Annotated in this window: 12 protein-coding genes; 2 read left to right on the top strand and 10 right to left on the bottom strand. The window is 61.5% G+C overall.

Annotated elements, in window-relative coordinates:
* Positions 1–42: 42 nt before the first annotated feature.
* On the bottom strand, positions 43–1,770 hold the full coding sequence (locus IVB07_RS15555) for a hypothetical protein (protein ID WP_247362323.1): 1,728 nt from the start codon (positions 1,768–1,770) through the stop codon (positions 43–45).
* Between IVB07_RS15555 and IVB07_RS15550 the strand changes: the two genes are divergently transcribed.
* Together IVB07_RS15550 and IVB07_RS15545 are read left to right on the top strand one after the other, a co-directional pair.
* A complete protein-coding gene (locus tag IVB07_RS15550) occupies positions 1,652–2,212 on the top strand; it encodes a hypothetical protein (RefSeq protein ID WP_231191009.1) in 561 nt (186 codons plus the stop codon). The genes IVB07_RS15555 and IVB07_RS15550 overlap by 119 nt on opposite strands.
* Positions 2,213–2,310: 98 nt before the next feature.
* Entirely contained in the window at positions 2,311–3,294 is a 984-nt protein-coding gene (locus IVB07_RS15545) for a DUF4424 domain-containing protein (RefSeq protein WP_085383672.1), read from the top strand.
* 9 nt (positions 3,295–3,303) lie between these two features.
* On the opposite strand, the gene IVB07_RS15540 is transcribed toward IVB07_RS15545, so the two are convergent.
* The 9 genes from IVB07_RS15540 to tssI all read right to left on the bottom strand — a co-directional run bounded on the left by IVB07_RS15540 (position 3,304) and on the right by tssI (position 16,894).
* The gene (locus IVB07_RS15540; protein WP_247362322.1) at positions 3,304–5,112 is read right to left on the bottom strand and encodes a serine/threonine-protein kinase; all 1,809 of its coding nucleotides are present in this window, start codon (positions 5,110–5,112) and stop codon (positions 3,304–3,306) included.
* A complete protein-coding gene (locus IVB07_RS15535) occupies positions 5,109–5,885 on the bottom strand; it encodes a protein phosphatase 2C domain-containing protein (RefSeq protein WP_085348552.1) in 777 nt (258 codons plus the stop codon). Before IVB07_RS15535 ends, IVB07_RS15540 begins: the two co-directional genes overlap by 4 nt.
* Before the next feature lie 6 nt (positions 5,886–5,891).
* A complete protein-coding gene (gene tagF, locus IVB07_RS15530) occupies positions 5,892–6,593 on the bottom strand; it encodes a type VI secretion system-associated protein TagF (RefSeq protein ID WP_018457625.1) in 702 nt (233 codons plus the stop codon).
* Complete coding sequence (gene tssM / locus IVB07_RS15525; protein ID WP_247362320.1) at positions 6,590–10,120, bottom strand: type VI secretion system membrane subunit TssM; 3,531 nt, start codon at positions 10,118–10,120, stop codon at positions 6,590–6,592. Before tssM ends, tagF begins: the two co-directional genes overlap by 4 nt.
* Before the next feature lie 44 nt (positions 10,121–10,164).
* On the bottom strand, positions 10,165–11,397 hold the full coding sequence (gene tssL, locus IVB07_RS15520; protein ID WP_256467656.1) for a type VI secretion system protein TssL, long form: 1,233 nt from the start codon (positions 11,395–11,397) through the stop codon (positions 10,165–10,167).
* A gap of 290 nt (positions 11,398–11,687) precedes the next feature.
* The gene (gene tssK / locus IVB07_RS15515) at positions 11,688–13,025 is read right to left on the bottom strand and encodes a type VI secretion system baseplate subunit TssK (RefSeq protein ID WP_018457628.1); all 1,338 of its coding nucleotides are present in this window, start codon (positions 13,023–13,025) and stop codon (positions 11,688–11,690) included.
* Positions 13,026–13,073: 48 nt separating this feature from the next.
* Positions 13,074–14,444 (bottom strand): type VI secretion system-associated FHA domain protein TagH, encoded by a 1,371-nt coding sequence (tagH, locus tag IVB07_RS15510; protein WP_018457629.1) that lies wholly within the window; start codon positions 14,442–14,444, stop codon positions 13,074–13,076.
* A 12-nt stretch (positions 14,445–14,456) separates the two neighbouring features.
* The gene (locus IVB07_RS15505) at positions 14,457–15,020 is read right to left on the bottom strand and encodes a hypothetical protein (protein ID WP_026233412.1); all 564 of its coding nucleotides are present in this window, start codon (positions 15,018–15,020) and stop codon (positions 14,457–14,459) included.
* Between the two features lie 5 nt (positions 15,021–15,025).
* A complete protein-coding gene (gene tssI, locus IVB07_RS15500; protein ID WP_018457631.1) occupies positions 15,026–16,894 on the bottom strand; it encodes a type VI secretion system tip protein TssI/VgrG in 1,869 nt (622 codons plus the stop codon).
* Positions 16,895–17,143 lie beyond the last annotated feature (249 nt).

Raw genomic sequence — 17,143 nt, 5'->3', positions numbered from 1 at the left:
CATCATGCCTACCCATTTTGTAGCTCTGGCGACACACTGGGTTCAGCGCCTTTTGCCTGCCGTTTTGCGGCCCGCCGGCGGTTGTTCAGTCTGCTCCTGATAGGCGCCCGCTGAAACCGTCGTCTGATCATCCGCGAACGCTCGAAAGCGGACCGGAACATAGCCGCGCGCGAGCAAGCTCGCCAATGGATAGACGTTGCGACAGACGCGGCCGTTGCAGCCACCGGTCGAGGATTCCATCACCTCGGCCTTGCGATCAGGCGTGAACCGCAGGAACAGCATCACATGCGAGCCTGGCTTGTTCAGCGCATCGCCGGGCCTCAGGTCCCAAGGATTTGCCACGGGCGCAGCGATCGCGGGGATAGCTGCAGTCGTATAGTGGACGGAGAGCCCCCACGCGGCGCTGACGAATGCCGAACAGTCGACGCCCGCCACATCGGGCCGTGGCGCATTGCGGGTGCACACATTGCCAGCCAGCGTTCCGCTCTCGATCCGCTGCCGGAAGTTCGCGAGCGAACCGTGGCAGCCCCAGCAATACGGTACGCCGCGCACCTCCTGGTTCACTTTTCCCTGCAGATACCACGGCCGACGAACACGGCTGAAGCCGCTGCATTGGCTGTCGGGATCGTTGCCGTAGTTCGCCTGCGTCAGCTTCCACTGGATACCCTCGAACGCAAACGCGGTCTCGATCGCCTGCTGGCGATTGGACGGCCTCACGGCGGCCGAAGCGTCAAATTTGACGCCGGATTGTGGTGCCGGCGCCGTCGTCGTTCGCGACGGCCGCACGTCGATAATCGAGGCATTGGTCAGAGGTCGGAACCCGACGCCAATCACTTCGATACCGTCCGGCTTGGTTCGCAGGAAATAGACATCGCCACTGCCCGACACCGTGACGAACCGTCTGGTCAGCGGCGTATTTTCCAGAGGAAGCTCATAGATTCCCTCGAGACGCCCGTTCGCGGCATAGCGTGCGACGAACGTGGAGGCGTTCTTTCCTGATGGCGGAACGTCCTCGGCCAGCACGTAGAAGCGGTCGCTGTTGTCGATCTCGAGAAACTCCACCGTGCCGAGCTGGTTGCGCACGCGCAGGCCGAGTTGGCCGATGGTTTCGTTGGTGACCATGGTCTGGATCTCGACCCGGACGCTGGCATTGCCCTTGTCCGGAATGATGTCGGCGATCACCGAGCCCTTGCTTCGAGAAGCCACGTATTGCCGGTCAGGCTGCCGGGTCGTCCTGATGATGGCCGCGCGGGTGTTCTGATCGAGCAGGTCCGCCGCGCTGCCGGGTGCCTGCGATCCCATCTGGGCGAAAGCGGAGACGGCAACCTGGTCGTCTGCTCCACGGCTCGAGACCTCCTCAAGCTGGATCACGTCACCGCCGAGTCCGCGCGTGGATTGCCCCGGCGCCGCCTTCAGCGTCCGTACGCCACCGTCCCAAACCATTATGTCGTCCTCATGGACGACGAGATCGGTCGGCTGGACGTCTTTCGGCATCTTGAGGACGTCGGGATCGGAGTTTGGCTGTTTCGGGTCAAACTGGATGATGCGACCGTTGATCTGATCGAGCAAAAACAGGTTGCCCTGCCCGTCGGCGCTGAGTGCTTGCGGTCCCGCGAGTTCCACGTCCTCGCTGGCCGGGACTATGCCGACCATGGAAGCAGCCGAACCGCCGGTAAAGCTGCGTACGACAGTATCGTCGGCGTGCGCCTTGGTTCCGAAAATGCCCGCGCTAACGATGAAGACCCAGATCCAATGTTTTGGACGAAGCATATTCGCCTCAATGTACCCCGAACCGATCGCCGCGTCGGATCGACTAATCCGAGATGCCGTTGATGCCGCGCGTCAATTAGTGGTGAGCAATCTCAATCGCGTTCAATTCTATCACTGGACGGTGATAGTCCGAAATTTCTTCAGCTTGCCGAGGAAAACCATGGCCCGGAATAGATTTGAGCAAGTGAACGAAGTCCAGCCCGACGCGGTCACGCTGCTCCTGAAACGCGACAGTGACGGTGCCTCCGGAGCGATCGTGCTGCCTGCCGCCGCGAGCCAAGGGCGGCTGACCACCGACCAGGTCAGCGCGCAATTGCCGGCTCAGGATGCTTTTCGCGGCGCGATCCGGCTGGCTAACGACGTCAAGCTCGCGCTCGTGGTGTGCGATCCAGACGGGGTCTGGAAGCCCGAGTGGGGCGATCTTTATCAACCGATCGATTGACCCGCATCGGATGGAGCCGGCAAATGCTGCGACGCCGCATACAGACTAGCTTGCCGAACGGACCCTCCGCCCGACTGTCGTTCCTTATACGGGCCCTGATGGTCGCGCTGCTCGTTGCGACAGGCTGGCCGGCACGCGCCAACGACTCGGCTGCGGAATTGTCGATCGGTGGGCTCCAGTTCGTACGCACCAATGACGTGGCCATGGAGAGCGAGAACCTTCGTATCACGCTCGACAGAATCAGCGTTCGCTACCAATTCGCCAACCTCACCGCCAAGCCGGTCACGCTTAATGTTGCCTTTCCGCTGCCCGACATCGACCTGTCGGAAGCTGAGAATGTTGCATTGCCGTCAAGTGATCCGATCAACTTCGTCGAATTCGAGACCAAGGTCGATGGCAACCTGGCGCCGCTGACCGTCGATCAGCGCGCCATGGTTGGCAACAGGGATGTCAGTGCCCTGCTCCGCGAACTCAAGTTGCCGCTGCTGCCGATTGGTGGCCGCGAGATCCGGGTGACCGACCTGCCCGCGGCGACCCGGACCCGGCTTGTGGACGACGGACTTCTGATGCCTGCCGGAATGAGCGACAACGGTCGCCAGCAATATGCGCCGGGGTGGACCGTCAAGACCTCGGCTGTGCGCCAGCAGTTGTTTCCGCCCGTGCGCAGCGTCACGGTCGAACACCAGTACCGGCCGAGCGTCGGCTCCAGTCCTGACACCATTCTGCGCTCGAGCCTGCGCCGCAGCAGCGCACTCGGTCAGGAAGTTGCGCGTTACCGGAAAGAATACTGCATCCAGGATACGTTCCTTGCCGAGCTCGACAAGCGCACGGGCAATAACCAGACCAACGGCGCAAATCTCCAGGAGCGGCGCATATCGTACGTGCTCAAGACCGGCGCGAATTGGGCTGGGCCGATCCGGTCATTCAAGCTGACTATCGACCCAGGCGGCAGCGACCGCTTGGTGAGCTTCTGTCCTGGGCGGCTAAAGGCATCGTCCGCTACTGGAAACACGCTTGAATATACGGCAAGCGACTTCAAGCCGGATGCCGACCTGAAAATCCTGGTGATCGGAACATTCTGAGCGTGCCGGTCAATTGGTGAGCAGCACGTAGCGCACGGCCGCGATGACAGTCATCTTATTGCGCTGAGCCTCGCTTAGCGCCTGCAGGAAGAACGTGTCGGCGGCGATCGGTCGCGGCTGGCGCAACGAGTCGAGAACCTGCGGGACCGCCACGACCAATAGCAGTTGCGGACCGCTCGCGCGCGCTGTCGGGAGCGTAAACGAAAGTGAGTCGATGCCCGGCTTCAGAAGATAAGACAGGCTCTGAACTTCGCCGCGATCAGATACCATCAGGAGCTCCACCACGCGGTTGGCAAAGTTCTCGATGGTCCCATTGAGGGTTTCACCGCCCTTCAGCTCTGTCGCTGACAAGGTGATGCGTGGCATTCGCGCCTGATCGCTCCCGACCTGACTCAAGAACTTGACGGCTGGGCATTGCGCCTGGGTCACTTGCCTGACGCCGATCGAAGCCTCGAAACCCTGCTCACGCCGAAACGCTTTGTCGAACGTGTCGAATGGGACGGTCGAGGCACCGAACCCTTCGATGACAGCGGCATTTGGGCTCACGGCAATCGGCAACACGAAGAAGCAGTCACCGCCGGAATATTGGGCCACGTATTTGCGGATGCGCTCGGCGCGCCCTGGCCCATCGAGTGCCGGAGACTGCGTCGCCGTCGGCTGCGCGGGCAACTTCTCCGGCTCTTGGCGTCCGGGCTGTGGTCCAGCGGGCTCGACCTTCGGCGGCGCCATTGCTCCGGCGAGTTTCGGGGGTGGCGACAAGACCGCGGTGCCTGGCGCTGACCAAACCAGCTTGTAGAAGGCATATCCACCACCGCCGACCAGCAGCAACAATGCCGCGGCGCCCGCCCCCAGCCAGAGGCGGCGCGGACTCCGCGCGATCTCCGGCATCCTGTCCTGCGGCGCCGGCGACGCGCTTTCCGGCCGCCGCAGCGGATCGAAGCCATATAACGGCGCGGCCGGCGTCTGGGCGGAACCGGTTGGCGTCCAGCTGGCGACCTCCCCCATAGTGGGGCGCAATGCCGGATCAGGCTGCAGCATCCGCTCCAGCAAAGGTCGGATGCGCATATCCACACCACCGAGATCGGGCACACGCCGGCGCTTCTCCACCAGTTGAAATTGGCTGCCGCCCATGTCGAGTTTCTGTCCGGTCAGCGCATGGAACAGCACAAGACCGAGGCTGTAGACATCGGATTTCGCAGTCACGTCATTGCCGTACAACCCTACTTGCTCCGGCGATGCGTAGTTGTCCTTGCCGGCGAAGCCCGAGCCGATGATGGTTTTGTCGCCCATTTGGGTCGACCGAGCGATGCCGAAGTCGATGATCTTGGCCCGACTGACGTCGTCGAGCGGAATGATGATGTTGTCCGGAGACACGTCGCGATGGATGATGCCGTGCTCATGTGCGGCCTCCAGTCCCAATGCGACACGCTGCCTCAGCCTGATCAGCGCCTCGAAGGTCAACGGCCCATCATCGAGCATGTTCGAGAGCGAGCGGCCATTCACGAACTCCATCGCGAGATAAGGTCGCTGCAGCACCGGCTCGACGGTAAACAGGAAGTAGCGAACGATCGCGTCGTGCGGAAGATTGTGGAGTGCCGCGGCCTCTCGACGGAACAGCGCGAGCGCGGCCTCGTTATCAACCACGTCGGGCAGTAGCATTTTCACCGCAATAGGCGATCCAGTCTGGATCTCACGGCATTTGTAGACCTCACCCATGCCGCCCGCGCCGATCATCGCTTCGATCTCGTAAATGCCATTGAGACGGGTGCCGGGCGGCACGCCGTGATAGGACGATCGGAACGGATCGCTCGGACTCATGGTTGCGGCTCCCGATTGAGCGGAGATCTTGTCGTCCCCTGAGATCGTGGCGTCAGTAGTCGCACGATCACAATCGTCAAGTTGTCAAGCCCGCCACGATCAAGAGCCAGCGCGAGCATGTCATCGCAAGCCGCCTGGGCGCGTCGCGTAGCCGCGTGCTGCAGGATCTCGTCGTCCTGCACGTGCCTGGTCAGGCCATCGCTGCAGATCACGAAGATATCTTCTGGCTCGGCCGGGCCTGTCACCACCTCGAATTCCGGATCATCGGCGACACCGACGGCACGCGTAATGGCATTGCTCGGCCAATCATTCACGTCTTCGCGCGACAGCGCACCTTTTGCGATCAGCTCCTCCAGTTCGCTGTGATCATGCGAGACCTGGCGAATTGCGCCGCGACTAATAAGGTAGACCCGGCTGTCACCCGCCCATATGCAGGCATAGTAGTTATCGCGAACGAGCAGAACCGCCGCTGTTGTCCCGACGGTGGCACCCTGTCGTTCATGACTAAGCGCCAGTATCTGCTGGTTTGCGCTGAAAAGCCGCTCCTCGCATTCCGCCAGCAGGTCTGCGGCTGATTCTGGTGTAGCGATAGCGTCGAGCGACTGCACTACGATGCGACTGGCGAGATCACCGGCCTCGTGCCCCCCCATGCCGTCGGCGACCGCCCACAGACCAACGTCGGTTCGTACCAAACATGAATCCTCGTTCCGCTCCCGCACGCGTCCGGCATGGGTGACGCTGCCAACATCGAACAAGGACGGAATATGCACCATCGCGCGTCATCCATTCCCGGATGCCGCGGGTCCGAGATCACCGGTCAGCAGCGTGACGTAGTGAAACGGATCTGGCAATCCGCGACAACTCAGCGCCATTGGCGGGAAGCCTTCCCCTCCGGCGGTCCACCAGAAGCTAGCCGCGGCGTAGACCTGTGGGTTGGCAGCGCAAAGTGCTGCAAACGACGCCGCGAAGGCTTCGACCGCCGAAGCCCTCCCCATTGCCGCAGTACCAAGCGACGTGACCGGCGGATCGCCGGTGATGGTCTCCTGCAGTCGTGGCACCGAAAGCCGATCCAATGCATCGGAGATCTGCTCGAAGGTTGCGGCCCGATCCAGGGTCGAAAGCAGGAACGCCTCCACTTGCCCGAACCATTCGTCCTGCGGATCAATGCTCGGCGGCGGCAGCGAGACGGCCTCGCCGGTCACCGCATGCAGGGTCAAGGGATAGTATCGCCCCACCCCATCGAGCGAGGGCATGATCGCACCCGCCACTGTCGTGCCGCAGATCGCGGCGCCGAGCCAAAACCGCCAGACCGGCGCGGTCAGAAAGGCCTGTTGCCATCCTGGGCCAAGCTGGTGGCGACTTGCTGACAGCGCAGCCTGTACCCACGGCTCCCAGGCTTCCAGGAAGCTGCGCGGGGTCGCGATCGCGATGAAATCGCGCTTCGCACCGATTTTGCCGAATATCCCGCAACGCATGGTCATATCCCGGTCGGGCAACGAAACTCGCGCAGCACTGACAGGTTCAGCGGGTTGCGCAACGATCCGGTCGAAATTTGATAGTTGAGCTCGCGCCCGGCGACGATGAAACTCGCGCTGGCCGTTTCCGCTTTCACCACTAACGAGCCCGCCTCCAACATCCGAAACAACGACCAGGGACCAATGCGCTCAAGTACGGATGGCGGGCCGGTATCGTTACTGACTGAAATTGCCGTTCGCGGCGCTGGGCCCGGCCATAGGATAGTAGTCGGCGAGTTGGTCTGCGGCTGTGGCGGTGGCGTAGGTTGCGGCCCGCCGAACAAGGACGGAGGGGCCGATCCGGCAATGGTTGGGCTCGCAATTGTGGTGCCACCGATCTCGGTCTTAACTGTCACGCCTGGTCCCGGTGCCCCAGGGGGTCGGATCGCGAATGAAACGGCGGGCACACCGCCGCCCGTCTGGAAGAACGCATCCCGGATATAAGCCGCATTCTGGAATTGTTTGAGCGTCTCGGGCGAGAACGACCGACCAACGGGGCTCTCCTTTCGCCAAGCCCAGTCCGACCGCGACGTGTCGGCATAAGGTGCCAGGTACTGGGTGAAGAACCTGTCCATAACGCCATTCGGACTGAACAATTTGGCAAAATCCGCGAGCGGAACTTCCTGGCCGCTGCCGCGGATAAACGGGTAGCGATTAGTCACGGTCTGTTGGCAGACCGGCGTGACCTGATCGCGCAACGTTTGCAGGATTTGTCCGGCGGTTGAAGCCGCGATGCTACCTTCGAACTCCGCGGCTGCTGCTCGCAACATATCGGAGAATGGCGGCGGCATGCGCGAGGCGTTGTTGCGGAGCGCTGCGACCTGGTTCTGGAGCGCAGCTGTGGCTTGTGCGGTCAGTTGGGGATTCTCGATGATCAGCGTCAGGTTCTGCGCGATGTCGTTCAGGTTCGCGACGGTCGAGTCGATTGGCCGGCGGGTGCTCTCGCCTTCGAGCGCTGCGTGGTAAGGCTTGAACTGTGCTTCGATCATCGTGCCAGGCGGTCCATCCTGAGCATTCGTGAAGAGTGCTGGCGCCGATGCGGCAGCTGGCGCCGAAGCGCTCTTCGCCCGTTCCTTGGTCAGCACCGTCTCGTCGCGCACCGACTCCAGAATTTGCCGCATCGGCGAGGTCGGCGCCGAAAGCGCCCGAAGCACCTCATATTTCGGTTTGTCGGCGAGCAGCTTCTTCAGGCGCAGGCTCCCGAGCGCCGTTCGCCAGGTCGTCACGAAATCGTTTGAATAGATGCTGAGCAGATCGCCGGCCAGATTGTCGTACTGCTGGTTGATGGCCGACTGCTGGCCGGCATCCCCCAAAACCCATCGCTCCCGCTTCATCCGCTCAGACAATCCGGACAGCCGGGCGACGAACTTCTGATGGAAGCCGTTATACGTGAAGAACTCAGGTACCCGCACGGCGTCCAAAGGCTGCCCGGTCGTGGTTTCGAACACGACACCCATGTCGGGTCCGCCATGGCGGCCGGCGATCCAGTCGCCGGCGATCGACGCGCGAGCCTCCGATTTCAGAAACTCGTACGCTCGTTGCGACACGCTCAGGCGCGCCAAGGAGTTCTGGGCCTGCTTGATCAACCGGCCGTCGAGTTCGACCAAGGGCGGCTGTTCGGTCTCGAGGTCGAACATTGCCACGAGGTTCTCGTCGAGCAGACGCCGCCCTTCTGCGTTGGTGGCGCCAGGATAGAGATTATCCGCCCAGTCACGTTGCATCCAGGAGCGGATCAACTCGCGATCCGGCGACTGCAGGCCACCGATCATCAGATAGACCTTGAGCGCCTCATAGACGAAGGCAGGCTCGTTTATGCGCGCATTGAGCTGCTCTTCCAGGCGATACAGCAGGCGCGGTCGGAACATGCGTTCAAGCGCGGTGTGATAGGCCGCTTTCGAGGGCGACAGCAGCCGGGCGCGCTGACTGAGCCCGTAGCGAGCCGACAGAGGCACCGATTCGCCGCGCGATCCGTAGCCCGCCGGGGCGTTGCGAAGCCGGTAGAGTAGCGGCAGCACCTTGTCGAGATCATGATCGGCAATCAACGTCTGCTTGATAAGTGCCGCGCCGGCGGTTGCATACTCGCTATCCGCCTGCAGGCTTTGCTCGATCAAATCGGCGTTCCGCTTGTAGCTCACCAGCCAAGCTGCGATCAGCCCGATCGAGACCAGACCGATCAATGACAGGGCTGCGGTCTTCAGGACCAGCGCGCGGCGCACCGCGGCACGGTCAGTCGAGACCCAGTCGGCCTCGCCGATGATGACCTTGGAAATCAGATCGGCAAGGAAGAAGCTCTTGCCCGTGCCCGAATAGGATCCGGAACCGACTTCCTCAGCGCCGAACGTGCGCGCCAGCGACCCGATCAATTGATCGATCGGCGTGCCCTGCTGCGTACCCGAAGTAAAGTAGAATCCGCGCAGGTTCGCGTTCACGTGATAGCGCGTCGGCTCGAAGATCAGGTTGAGGAAATCGTGGATCTGAGGCTTGAGCCGCGCCATCTGTGCCGGAAAACCGAACAATTGCACGCGGTGCTGGGGCGTCGGCTCGTCCTGCAGACGGTCGAGCGTCTCTTCGCTCAGGCGCTCCAGCAGACGGTCGAACTCGAACGGGATCTGCCCAACCAGATTCTGGGTCTTGTCGGCGGTCTGGAACGTGGCACCCCAGACTTGACGGCGGCCGGCCTCCCCGAGATAGGCGAAATACTCGGTGAAGCCGGCAACGAGATCCGCTTTGGTAAATAGCGCGTAGACTGGGAAGCTGACCTTGAGTCTCTGATGCAGCTCGAGCAGGCGCATCCTGATGGCATCGGCATGAAGTGCGAGCTCCTGCTTCGGCAGCGTCAGGATGTCTTCGATACTGATGGCGACAAGAACGCCGTTGATCGGTTGGCGCGACCGGCTTTTCTTCAGGATGTCCAGGAACGCCAGCCAGCTGTCCTTGTCGGCCTTGCTGTTGGAGTCCTGGGTGGTGTAGCGGCCGGCGGTATCGATCAGCACCGCCTCCTCTGTAAACCACCAATCGCAGTAGCGGGTACCGCCGACCCCTGCGATCGCCGCGGGCGTTGCCCCGCGCGCGAGCGGAAATTTGAGCCCGGAATTGACAAGCGCCGTGGTCTTGCCGGCGCCGGGCGGACCGATGATGACGTACCAGGGGAGATCGTAGAGATAGCCCGACTTGTTGCCGCTGGCGGTCTTCAGCGTCGCGAGCGCATCCTTCATGCGCTCCTTGAGCACTGGTTCATCGCTGACGGGCTGGTCTGCACCAGCGATACCATCGGCAATCTCCTTGGCACCCTTGCGCCGCTTGAACAGATTGAGGCCAACGATGCCTGCCACGGCCGTGGTGAGCAGCAGAATAGCGATCTGCCGGACGATATGGTTCTCCAGCGGCCGCCAATCGCCGAATGCGATGAAGGGACCGGCGAAATAGATCACCGCTCCGAGCGAGCTGAGCCCGACCCCGTAGAGAACGATGCGAAGAATGTCCTTGGCAAGCATCTAACCGTACCCGTCGCAAAACCACCTGATCCGGCGGTGTGTGCCTATTCGCTGCGTTCGATAAAGATCTCGACGCGCCGGTTCTTGGCACGTCCCTCCGGCGTTGTGTTGTTGGCAATCGGCGCATCTGCTCCCTTGCCCTCGACGTCGACGCGCGAACCATCGTTCAAGCCAGGTTTCAGTGCCGCGGCAACCGCCTTGGCGCGCTCGACCGACAACTCGAAATTGGTCGGGAAGCGGACTGTGCGGATCGGCGAACTGTCAGTATGGCCGACGACCCGGATCCGTCCCGGCTCCTTGTCGAGGGTTGCTGCGACGCGGAGAGCGATCGGCTTAAAGCCGTCGAGGATGGTCGCTTGGCCCGACGCAAACAAGGCCAGGTCGCAGACCCTGATCACGATGAAGCTGGGGGTCTGGTCCGCCGTCATGGCGCAGGCGGTGTTCTCCTTCGCGAGTGCATTGCGGATGCGTTGCAACTGGGTAATGCGATCCGGCGGCGGCGGAGGCGGCGGCGGTGGGGGTGGTGCAACGACCTGACGCTTGAGTTCGATCGGACCGGCCGGATGGAGCGCGAGCGCCACCTCAGCAGCATTCTCTGCCCGTCCAGCGAGGAGCGTCCGCAGAACGAAATAGGACCCGGTCAGCAGCGCGGCGACCACGGCTGCCACGAGCCAAACCGGAACACGCAGACGCTGCCGGCGCCCCGCCAGCGCCTGCCCGCGCCAGTTGGGCGACAGGTCGCTCATCGTTTTCGGTCTAACCCGGCGCAGCAATTCATAGAGGTTGCGCTGGATCAGTTGCAGGTTCGCAAGTCCGCCCCCTGACGTCCGGTGGATGCCCTGAAAACCAAGCGCAAGGCAGGCGTGCTGAAGTTCGAGGACCGGATAGTTGACCAGTGGATCAACCTTCAAATGGTCGAGGATCTCAAAGAAACGGACGCCGCCGACACGCTCGCCGAAGAACCGGCTCAGCATCGAATATTGCGTCCAGACGTGACGCTCTTCGGTTGGGATGTGCTGCACGATATCGTCAGCAGTGGCACACAGGATGTATTTTGCTGTGTTGGCCTGGTGCTCGGAAATGCCCGCTGAACGGATGTCCTTCTCAAAGAATTTGATCGCGTCTGCGACCTGCTCCATCAGGCTGGCGAATGACGCTCGCATGAGCGCCACACGCAACCGACCGAGCAGTTGCAGCAACGGGCCCGCAGCGCGCATCACCGGATTGGCATTTGGCGCGACCAGATCGTCAACGCGCAACGGCGGCCCTGGCGGCATCAAGGGTTGCGGCACCTGGCCTTGCGCGGGTGTCGAAATCCATTCCTCGGCTGGATGGCTGGCCGGCGCGGAGGCGTAGTTCGAGCCCTGTGGAACGGGCGAAAAGGATGGTGGTGGGGCCGGCGTGCCGGGAGAGGGTACGGGTGATGGCGAATAGGCTGGGCGTGCTGCGGGCCCCCCACCCGGCGGAGGTTGAGAGATCGGCGCCGGCGGCAACTTCCCGCCGGGGTTGGGACGGATGATCGTCCGTTCGCCCCGCCCGAAAGGATTGACCGGCTTGTCCTTGTCGCTCATGGCCTGTCTTCCAGGATAGCCCAAAGATACAGCTCAAGCTCGGGCCAGTCGCCGGAAAAATGCATTCCGATCGACGCAGCCGTACTGAACTCGGGCCACAGCGGTGACTTGCGGTCGAGATAGAAATAGACGTGATCCGTGATGGCCCGGATATGCGGCGGCGGCGTCGGCAAATGCGCCAACGTGAGGCCCGGCAGGTTTGCGTGCACGATCTCGTTCATCTTTGTGTTCGGCCCGACCTTGAACAGGTGCGGGAAATCGTTCTGGATCTCCACAAGCGGCCGCCGTGCGGCAACTTCCAGCACCAGGGTCGCATTTCGGAATAGCGCTCGATCGCGGATCGGCGATACGAACGCATTCTGTGCGCGCTCGATGATCTCCAGGCGGATCGCCCGCCGACCCAGCCGCGCGCTCAAGAAGTCCTGGATGTCGCTCACCAAGGGTGTGAAGACGTTCTCGAGATCGTCGTGATTGTACGCCGGATAGTTGCGCGCCCGCCGTTCCGCCGTGGAAAACGTCGCAAGTTCACCCGCGAACCTCAGCAATTCCTCGTACAGGCGCTCCGGGTGAACGCTGCCGGAGCGCTGGAAATGAGTCAGCACGGGAATGGTACGGTTCAGCACTTGCAGGACCAGATAGTCGACGCTCTGCAACCCACCACCGGATGACGGATCGACGGCGTAACGCGCCAACTCGTCGAGTTTAGTCTCAACCCAGCCGATGATGCGGTTGAGCCAGCCATCGATGATCGGATGCGCGGCGCAGACCAGCATCGGCGGCACGAACTTGTCGTCGAACAGGATGTTCTTGTCGCGCACCTCCAGAATGCGCGCGATGCCCAGGCCCATGTATCCGGGCTTGCTTGTCTTGCGCAGTTCGAAAGACAGGCGCGGATAAGCGATGTCGATCTCTTCCTCGATGCGGAGCGCCGAGGTCGAGTCGATGAAGGTTTCCGAAGTGCGAACATAACGACTGGCGCTGTCGGTGCGGTCCTCGTCGACCTCGCGGGTGTTTGGCGCCGCGACCGGCATCATCAGCCAGACGATCTGGCCTGCAGCCGTCTCCGGCACCTCGATCGATTCGGGTATTGGGCTGTCCGCAGGGATATCGAACGGCGTACCGTCCGGCATGAGGCCGGACGCACTGCGCACCGCGAATTTGCTCTGTTCGGTAAGATCCCTATCGATCTCTAGCTCGGCAAAGCCCCAAGGGTATGGTGTCGTGTAGCGAACGCGCTTTTCCAGCAAGTGTTCGATGTAGCGGTCGTTCTGCTGCAGATGATGCGGCCGCAGAAACAAACCTTCCGACCAGAAGACCTTGCTGTACCAAGACATTCCTATATCCACTTAGAAATTGTAGGCAACCTCGTGGTCGCCGAGAGTTTACTTTGAGCCGGGCTTATCACCGCGGTCGTAATAGTTCGAGAAAAGCAACATAAAGGTTTCGATCGGGGCGTTGTTGTCGCGGCCAAGATGCGCTTTCCAGCGCGTCAAGAACTCGTCCCAGAGTTTGCCCTTGTTCGTGCCGAGCCAGGAGCTTGCGCCACGCTGAAGCTCGAGCTCGCGCGCCATCAGCGTCGGATCTATGCCCGCAATCAGCTCATGGACAGCGTGCTGCATCGCCATATAGGTTCTCAACTGATGTGACTTGAGATCACTGAAGCCCTGTGCAAAGGCGCGCTGTGCATCGAGATAGCTGCGTGTCGGCGGCCCAAAGAGAATGCGCATCGCTTCCTCCGAGGTCGGCGAGAATTTCAGCGGATTATTTTCGAGGGCTTGGACGGTGGTCTGGCTGGTGCTACGGGTCAGCTGCTTGGCTTGGGTTCGCGCTTGCAGCAGCGCCATCAGATTGTCCACGGTCATACGCAAGATGATGCCGAGCTGTTCGGCGAGTTCGGCATCGGACTTGCTGGCGAAGAAATTCTCCGGCAATCCCGCAGCGCGCGCCACCAGTCGCGCGAACTCGGTACCACCGACTGGCTTGGCCGCGACAGGTCGCTCGTCTGCTGCTTGCGCCGTCTCGACCTGCGGGTGCGATGGCGATGTTGGCGGCTGGGCAGCGACTGGTTCATCATCGATCCAAACCGACGGCCGGCGTGGAGTCGGGATGGCTTGCGGGCGCTCGACTTGCGGTTTCGGCGCGGTGACCGGACCGGCTGCCCAGTTCATGTCATCGTCCTGCACGGACGGTTGGGACGTAGACGTCGGCGATGACCATCGAAATGGGTCTACACCCGGCGCCGGCACGCTCGCTGCCCAATCAAGGAACCCCGGATTGACGGGCCGCGCCGCCTCGCGTGGCTTCTTCAACAGTTGCGGATCGATCGGCGGCGGAACGTCACGATCGGCCGTCCAAAGCTCTCCGTAATCCGCATGCTGCTGGACCGAGGGTTCGTGCAGTTGCGCCGCTTGATTTGGGATACGCCCGCCAGCCTCATCCTCCAGCGAAACTCCGATGATGTAGTGGCCGATCGTGAGCCGATCGCCGTCGCGCAAGCGGTGCGGCCCCCGCATGCGCTGGTCGGCACCATTGAGAAAGGTGCCGTTGGTCGAGACGTCGTGCAGCCAATAGCCACCGTCGCGAAAGTGCACCTCGCAATGCTTTCCGGAAATAGTCCGCGCCGGATCCGGCAGCGTCCAGTCGAGGTGACGGTCCCGGCCAATATCGACCGAACGCCTGCCGGTGACCGTAAACGTCACAGGTCCGCCGTCCGGAAGATTCGGTTCGTTCTCGATATTAAAGCGAAGCACCATCACATCGTCTCGTTAGCGCGGAGGGCGCGGTTCGCCGCGTGCCAATTGAATACCATCCTCCAGGCACGACGTCATTATCTGGTCCCGGAAGTCACGAGGGAGCCGGCAGAGGCCAATCAGCAGTGCTGTACGCACCGCCCGTGCGGCCTGATCTGGCTTGGCTTCCACGGGCGCAAATTCCGGGGGAACCACGCTTCCGCCGGACCAGCCGGCCGCCAGCGCCAGCCACGTTGCCGGCTGCTCAGGATCGTTGGCATTGCCGACAGCCAGCGCCTTGTTCCGGGACTGCTCGTCCGGTTGCCGGACCCAGGTCTCCACAATATTGAGCGACCTGCTATCGCTGGCATCGAAATGATCGAACATCCGCCGCAGAGAGCGACATCCCCAGCCAATTGCCACACGCCTTGGAAGTAGGTATGCACAATAAGACACGGCCGGGTGCCAATTGCACGCGTCGGCGGCCTCCTGAAGGAAATCCAGCGAAGGCTTGTCAGCGTCGGCTCTGCCGACATCATAGCGCGCCAACGGATAGGCCTGAAACAGATCCTGTACCGTTCCGAATCGAACCTGCCCCATGATCGTCAGCCGACAAGAGTTGGAGTGCCGTGAGCGACCAGCGGACCGCCGGCAGCAAGCGCCATGCCGGCCTGCGCTGTCATGGCGATCGTCGGCGCGTTGATGACGATGCCCGCCGGGGTCAGGATAATCTGGCTGGGACCAACCTGCAGGGTGATATTGGCGCTGGCCGTGAGCGTGATGCTGATGCCCGCATTGACAGACTGGTCCATGGCCAGCGTGATGTGTTGACCGCCCAATTCGATATCGAGTTTGTCATTGCCTTTCTTGAGCGTGGTCTTGCGGGTATCGCCGCCGAATGCAGCTTCGCCGATGGTCCGTGTCTCGGTGTCCCGGACCGTCACGTCATGGTCCTTCTCGGCATGCACCGTGATCTTCTCGGACCCCTTCTTGTCCTCGAAGCTCCACTCGTTGAAGCCGCCGCCACCTTTGGTGGAGTCCGACTTCAAGCCGCCAATCGTCTTTTTCGACGGCAGATCGTAAGGCAGCTTGTATTCGTCGTTGTACACGGTGCCAATCACCAGGGGCCGGTCCGGATCCCCTTCCAGGAACTCGACAACGACTTCCTGTCCGACACGCGGAATGATCTGACCGCCCCAGCGCTTGCCGGACCAAACCTGGGCGACGCGCAACCGGCACGACCGCTTCTTCTTGCGATCCCAGAAAAAGCGGACATAGATTTCGCCGAGCGACTCGACGTCGATTTCCTCGCTCGAATTGTCGTCTTTGGTCACTACCTTGGCAGTCTGGATGCCATTGATCCTTGGCTTCGGCGTCGTCATTGGCGCTCGAAACGGCCGATCGCTCGGCAGAAACTCGTAGCTGCCGAAATAGACGTGTTGCCCGGCGTCGCTCGGACCTCCGGTGCGATAAGATTCGATCGAGAACGAGTGCGTGGCTCGCACCACGAGATATTCCACGTTCTGCGAATCCTTGGAGTGCTTTTCAAGCTTCGTTAACCCACCGGGGAACAGGTTGACGGCGTCGCCGTTGCCGCGGCGCCTTCGGTCCATTGCCTGCTCGGCCTGGAGCTGGATCTTCGCGTAGCGCTCGCCGTCGGATTTTTCCTTGAACTTCCCTGGATAGTCGTAAAACTCCATCTCCGACCGGGTGTAGTGCTCGGAGCCCTTGGCGTCGCTGATCATCTGCGCGTTGGGCTTTTGATAGTTGTAGTCGTTAAGCTCGATCTTGCCGGTTCGAAACCGGCGCTCCGAGACCCATTCGTAGATATGCTGCTCGCCTCGACGATCGGCCCCCGTTAACGGGATATAGGGAATCGTAGCAAGACCGTTGATCGGGCTATGCGACGATTTGGAATCCGCCAACACCAGCGTATGTTTGCCGCCCTCGTGTTTGAAGAAGTAGTAGATGCCGTGCTGTTCCATCAGCCGGCACACGAAATTCATGTCAGTCTCGCGGTACTGAACGCAATATTCGAGCTTCGGACAGGACCCCTCTTCGGTCAGTTTGGATTCATAATCGGTGAAGCCGCGTTCGTTGAACACCTCCTTGATGATGTCGGGCGCTTTCTTGTCCTGAAAGATCCGGCAATCGGTGGTCCGCGACAACAGCCAAAACCAGGGCCTCAGCACGATCCGGTAGCTGAAATAGTCGTTCCTTACCCCGAGCCACTGGGCCTCTGTCAGAATGCCACTGAACTCGCGCTCCTTTTCATGCAGCTTTATGGTCAGCGTGCATTGCTGACCGATGGCTCGGTCGAAGTCGAGGTCGGCATCCTCACTGAGACACTCTATGCGATACTCGAACAGTTCGCTGAGACCTTCCGAGCCCTCGAATCCGGCAAAAACCAGAACGTCCTTGCCAAGAGGCGTCTTGAGTTCGCAGAGGCGGGTATCCTGAGTAAGCTGGCCCATGTGGGCTTAAACTCCCTCCTTCGATCGAATGACCCGCTGCAAAGAGCTGATCAGACGTATGCAAGATCCGCGGAAATCCTGCCCCGCCAATTGGCAGTGCCGGCAAGTCCGCCCCGGGGCTGGCCTCCTGACGTTTCACGACAGCCGTCCAAAGAACCACCCCGGCCATCAAGTAGTCGGCTCCAAGAGCTTGCCGGTTCACGGGAAAATGGCATGATCTTCGGGAATGAACCAAGATCAGCAGGCATC

Origin of the sequence: Bradyrhizobium sp. 172 (genome assembly GCF_023101065.1) — a bacterium.
Taxonomy (GTDB): Bacteria; Pseudomonadota; Alphaproteobacteria; order Rhizobiales; family Xanthobacteraceae; genus Bradyrhizobium; species Bradyrhizobium canariense_D.
This window is presented reverse-complemented; position numbering and strand designations above follow the sequence as displayed.

Excerpts from the sequence above, each read along its gene's own strand:
- IVB07_RS15550 (WP_231191009.1), top strand. The coding sequence starts at position 1,652 with ATGGAAGCAGCCGAACCGCCGGTAAAGCTGCGTACGACAGTATCGTCG.
- IVB07_RS15555 (WP_247362323.1), bottom strand. The coding sequence starts at position 1,770 with ATGCTTCGTCCAAAACATTGGATCTGGGTCTTCATCGTTAGCGCGGGC.
- IVB07_RS15545 (WP_085383672.1), top strand. The coding sequence starts at position 2,311 with ATGGTCGCGCTGCTCGTTGCGACAGGCTGGCCGGCACGCGCCAACGAC.
- IVB07_RS15540 (WP_247362322.1), bottom strand. The coding sequence starts at position 5,112 with ATGAGTCCGAGCGATCCGTTCCGATCGTCCTATCACGGCGTGCCGCCC.
- IVB07_RS15535 (WP_085348552.1), bottom strand. The coding sequence starts at position 5,885 with ATGGTGCATATTCCGTCCTTGTTCGATGTTGGCAGCGTCACCCATGCC.
- tagF (WP_018457625.1), bottom strand. The coding sequence starts at position 6,593 with ATGACCATGCGTTGCGGGATATTCGGCAAAATCGGTGCGAAGCGCGAT.
- tssM (WP_247362320.1), bottom strand. The coding sequence starts at position 10,120 with ATGCTTGCCAAGGACATTCTTCGCATCGTTCTCTACGGGGTCGGGCTC.
- tssL (WP_256467656.1), bottom strand. The coding sequence starts at position 11,397 with ATGCCGCCAGGGCCGCCGTTGCGCGTTGACGATCTGGTCGCGCCAAAT.
- tssK (WP_018457628.1), bottom strand. The coding sequence starts at position 13,025 with ATGTCTTGGTACAGCAAGGTCTTCTGGTCGGAAGGTTTGTTTCTGCGG.
- tagH (WP_018457629.1), bottom strand. The coding sequence starts at position 14,444 with ATGGTGCTTCGCTTTAATATCGAGAACGAACCGAATCTTCCGGACGGC.
- IVB07_RS15505 (WP_026233412.1), bottom strand. The coding sequence starts at position 15,020 with ATGGGGCAGGTTCGATTCGGAACGGTACAGGATCTGTTTCAGGCCTAT.
- tssI (WP_018457631.1), bottom strand. The coding sequence starts at position 16,894 with ATGGGCCAGCTTACTCAGGATACCCGCCTCTGCGAACTCAAGACGCCT.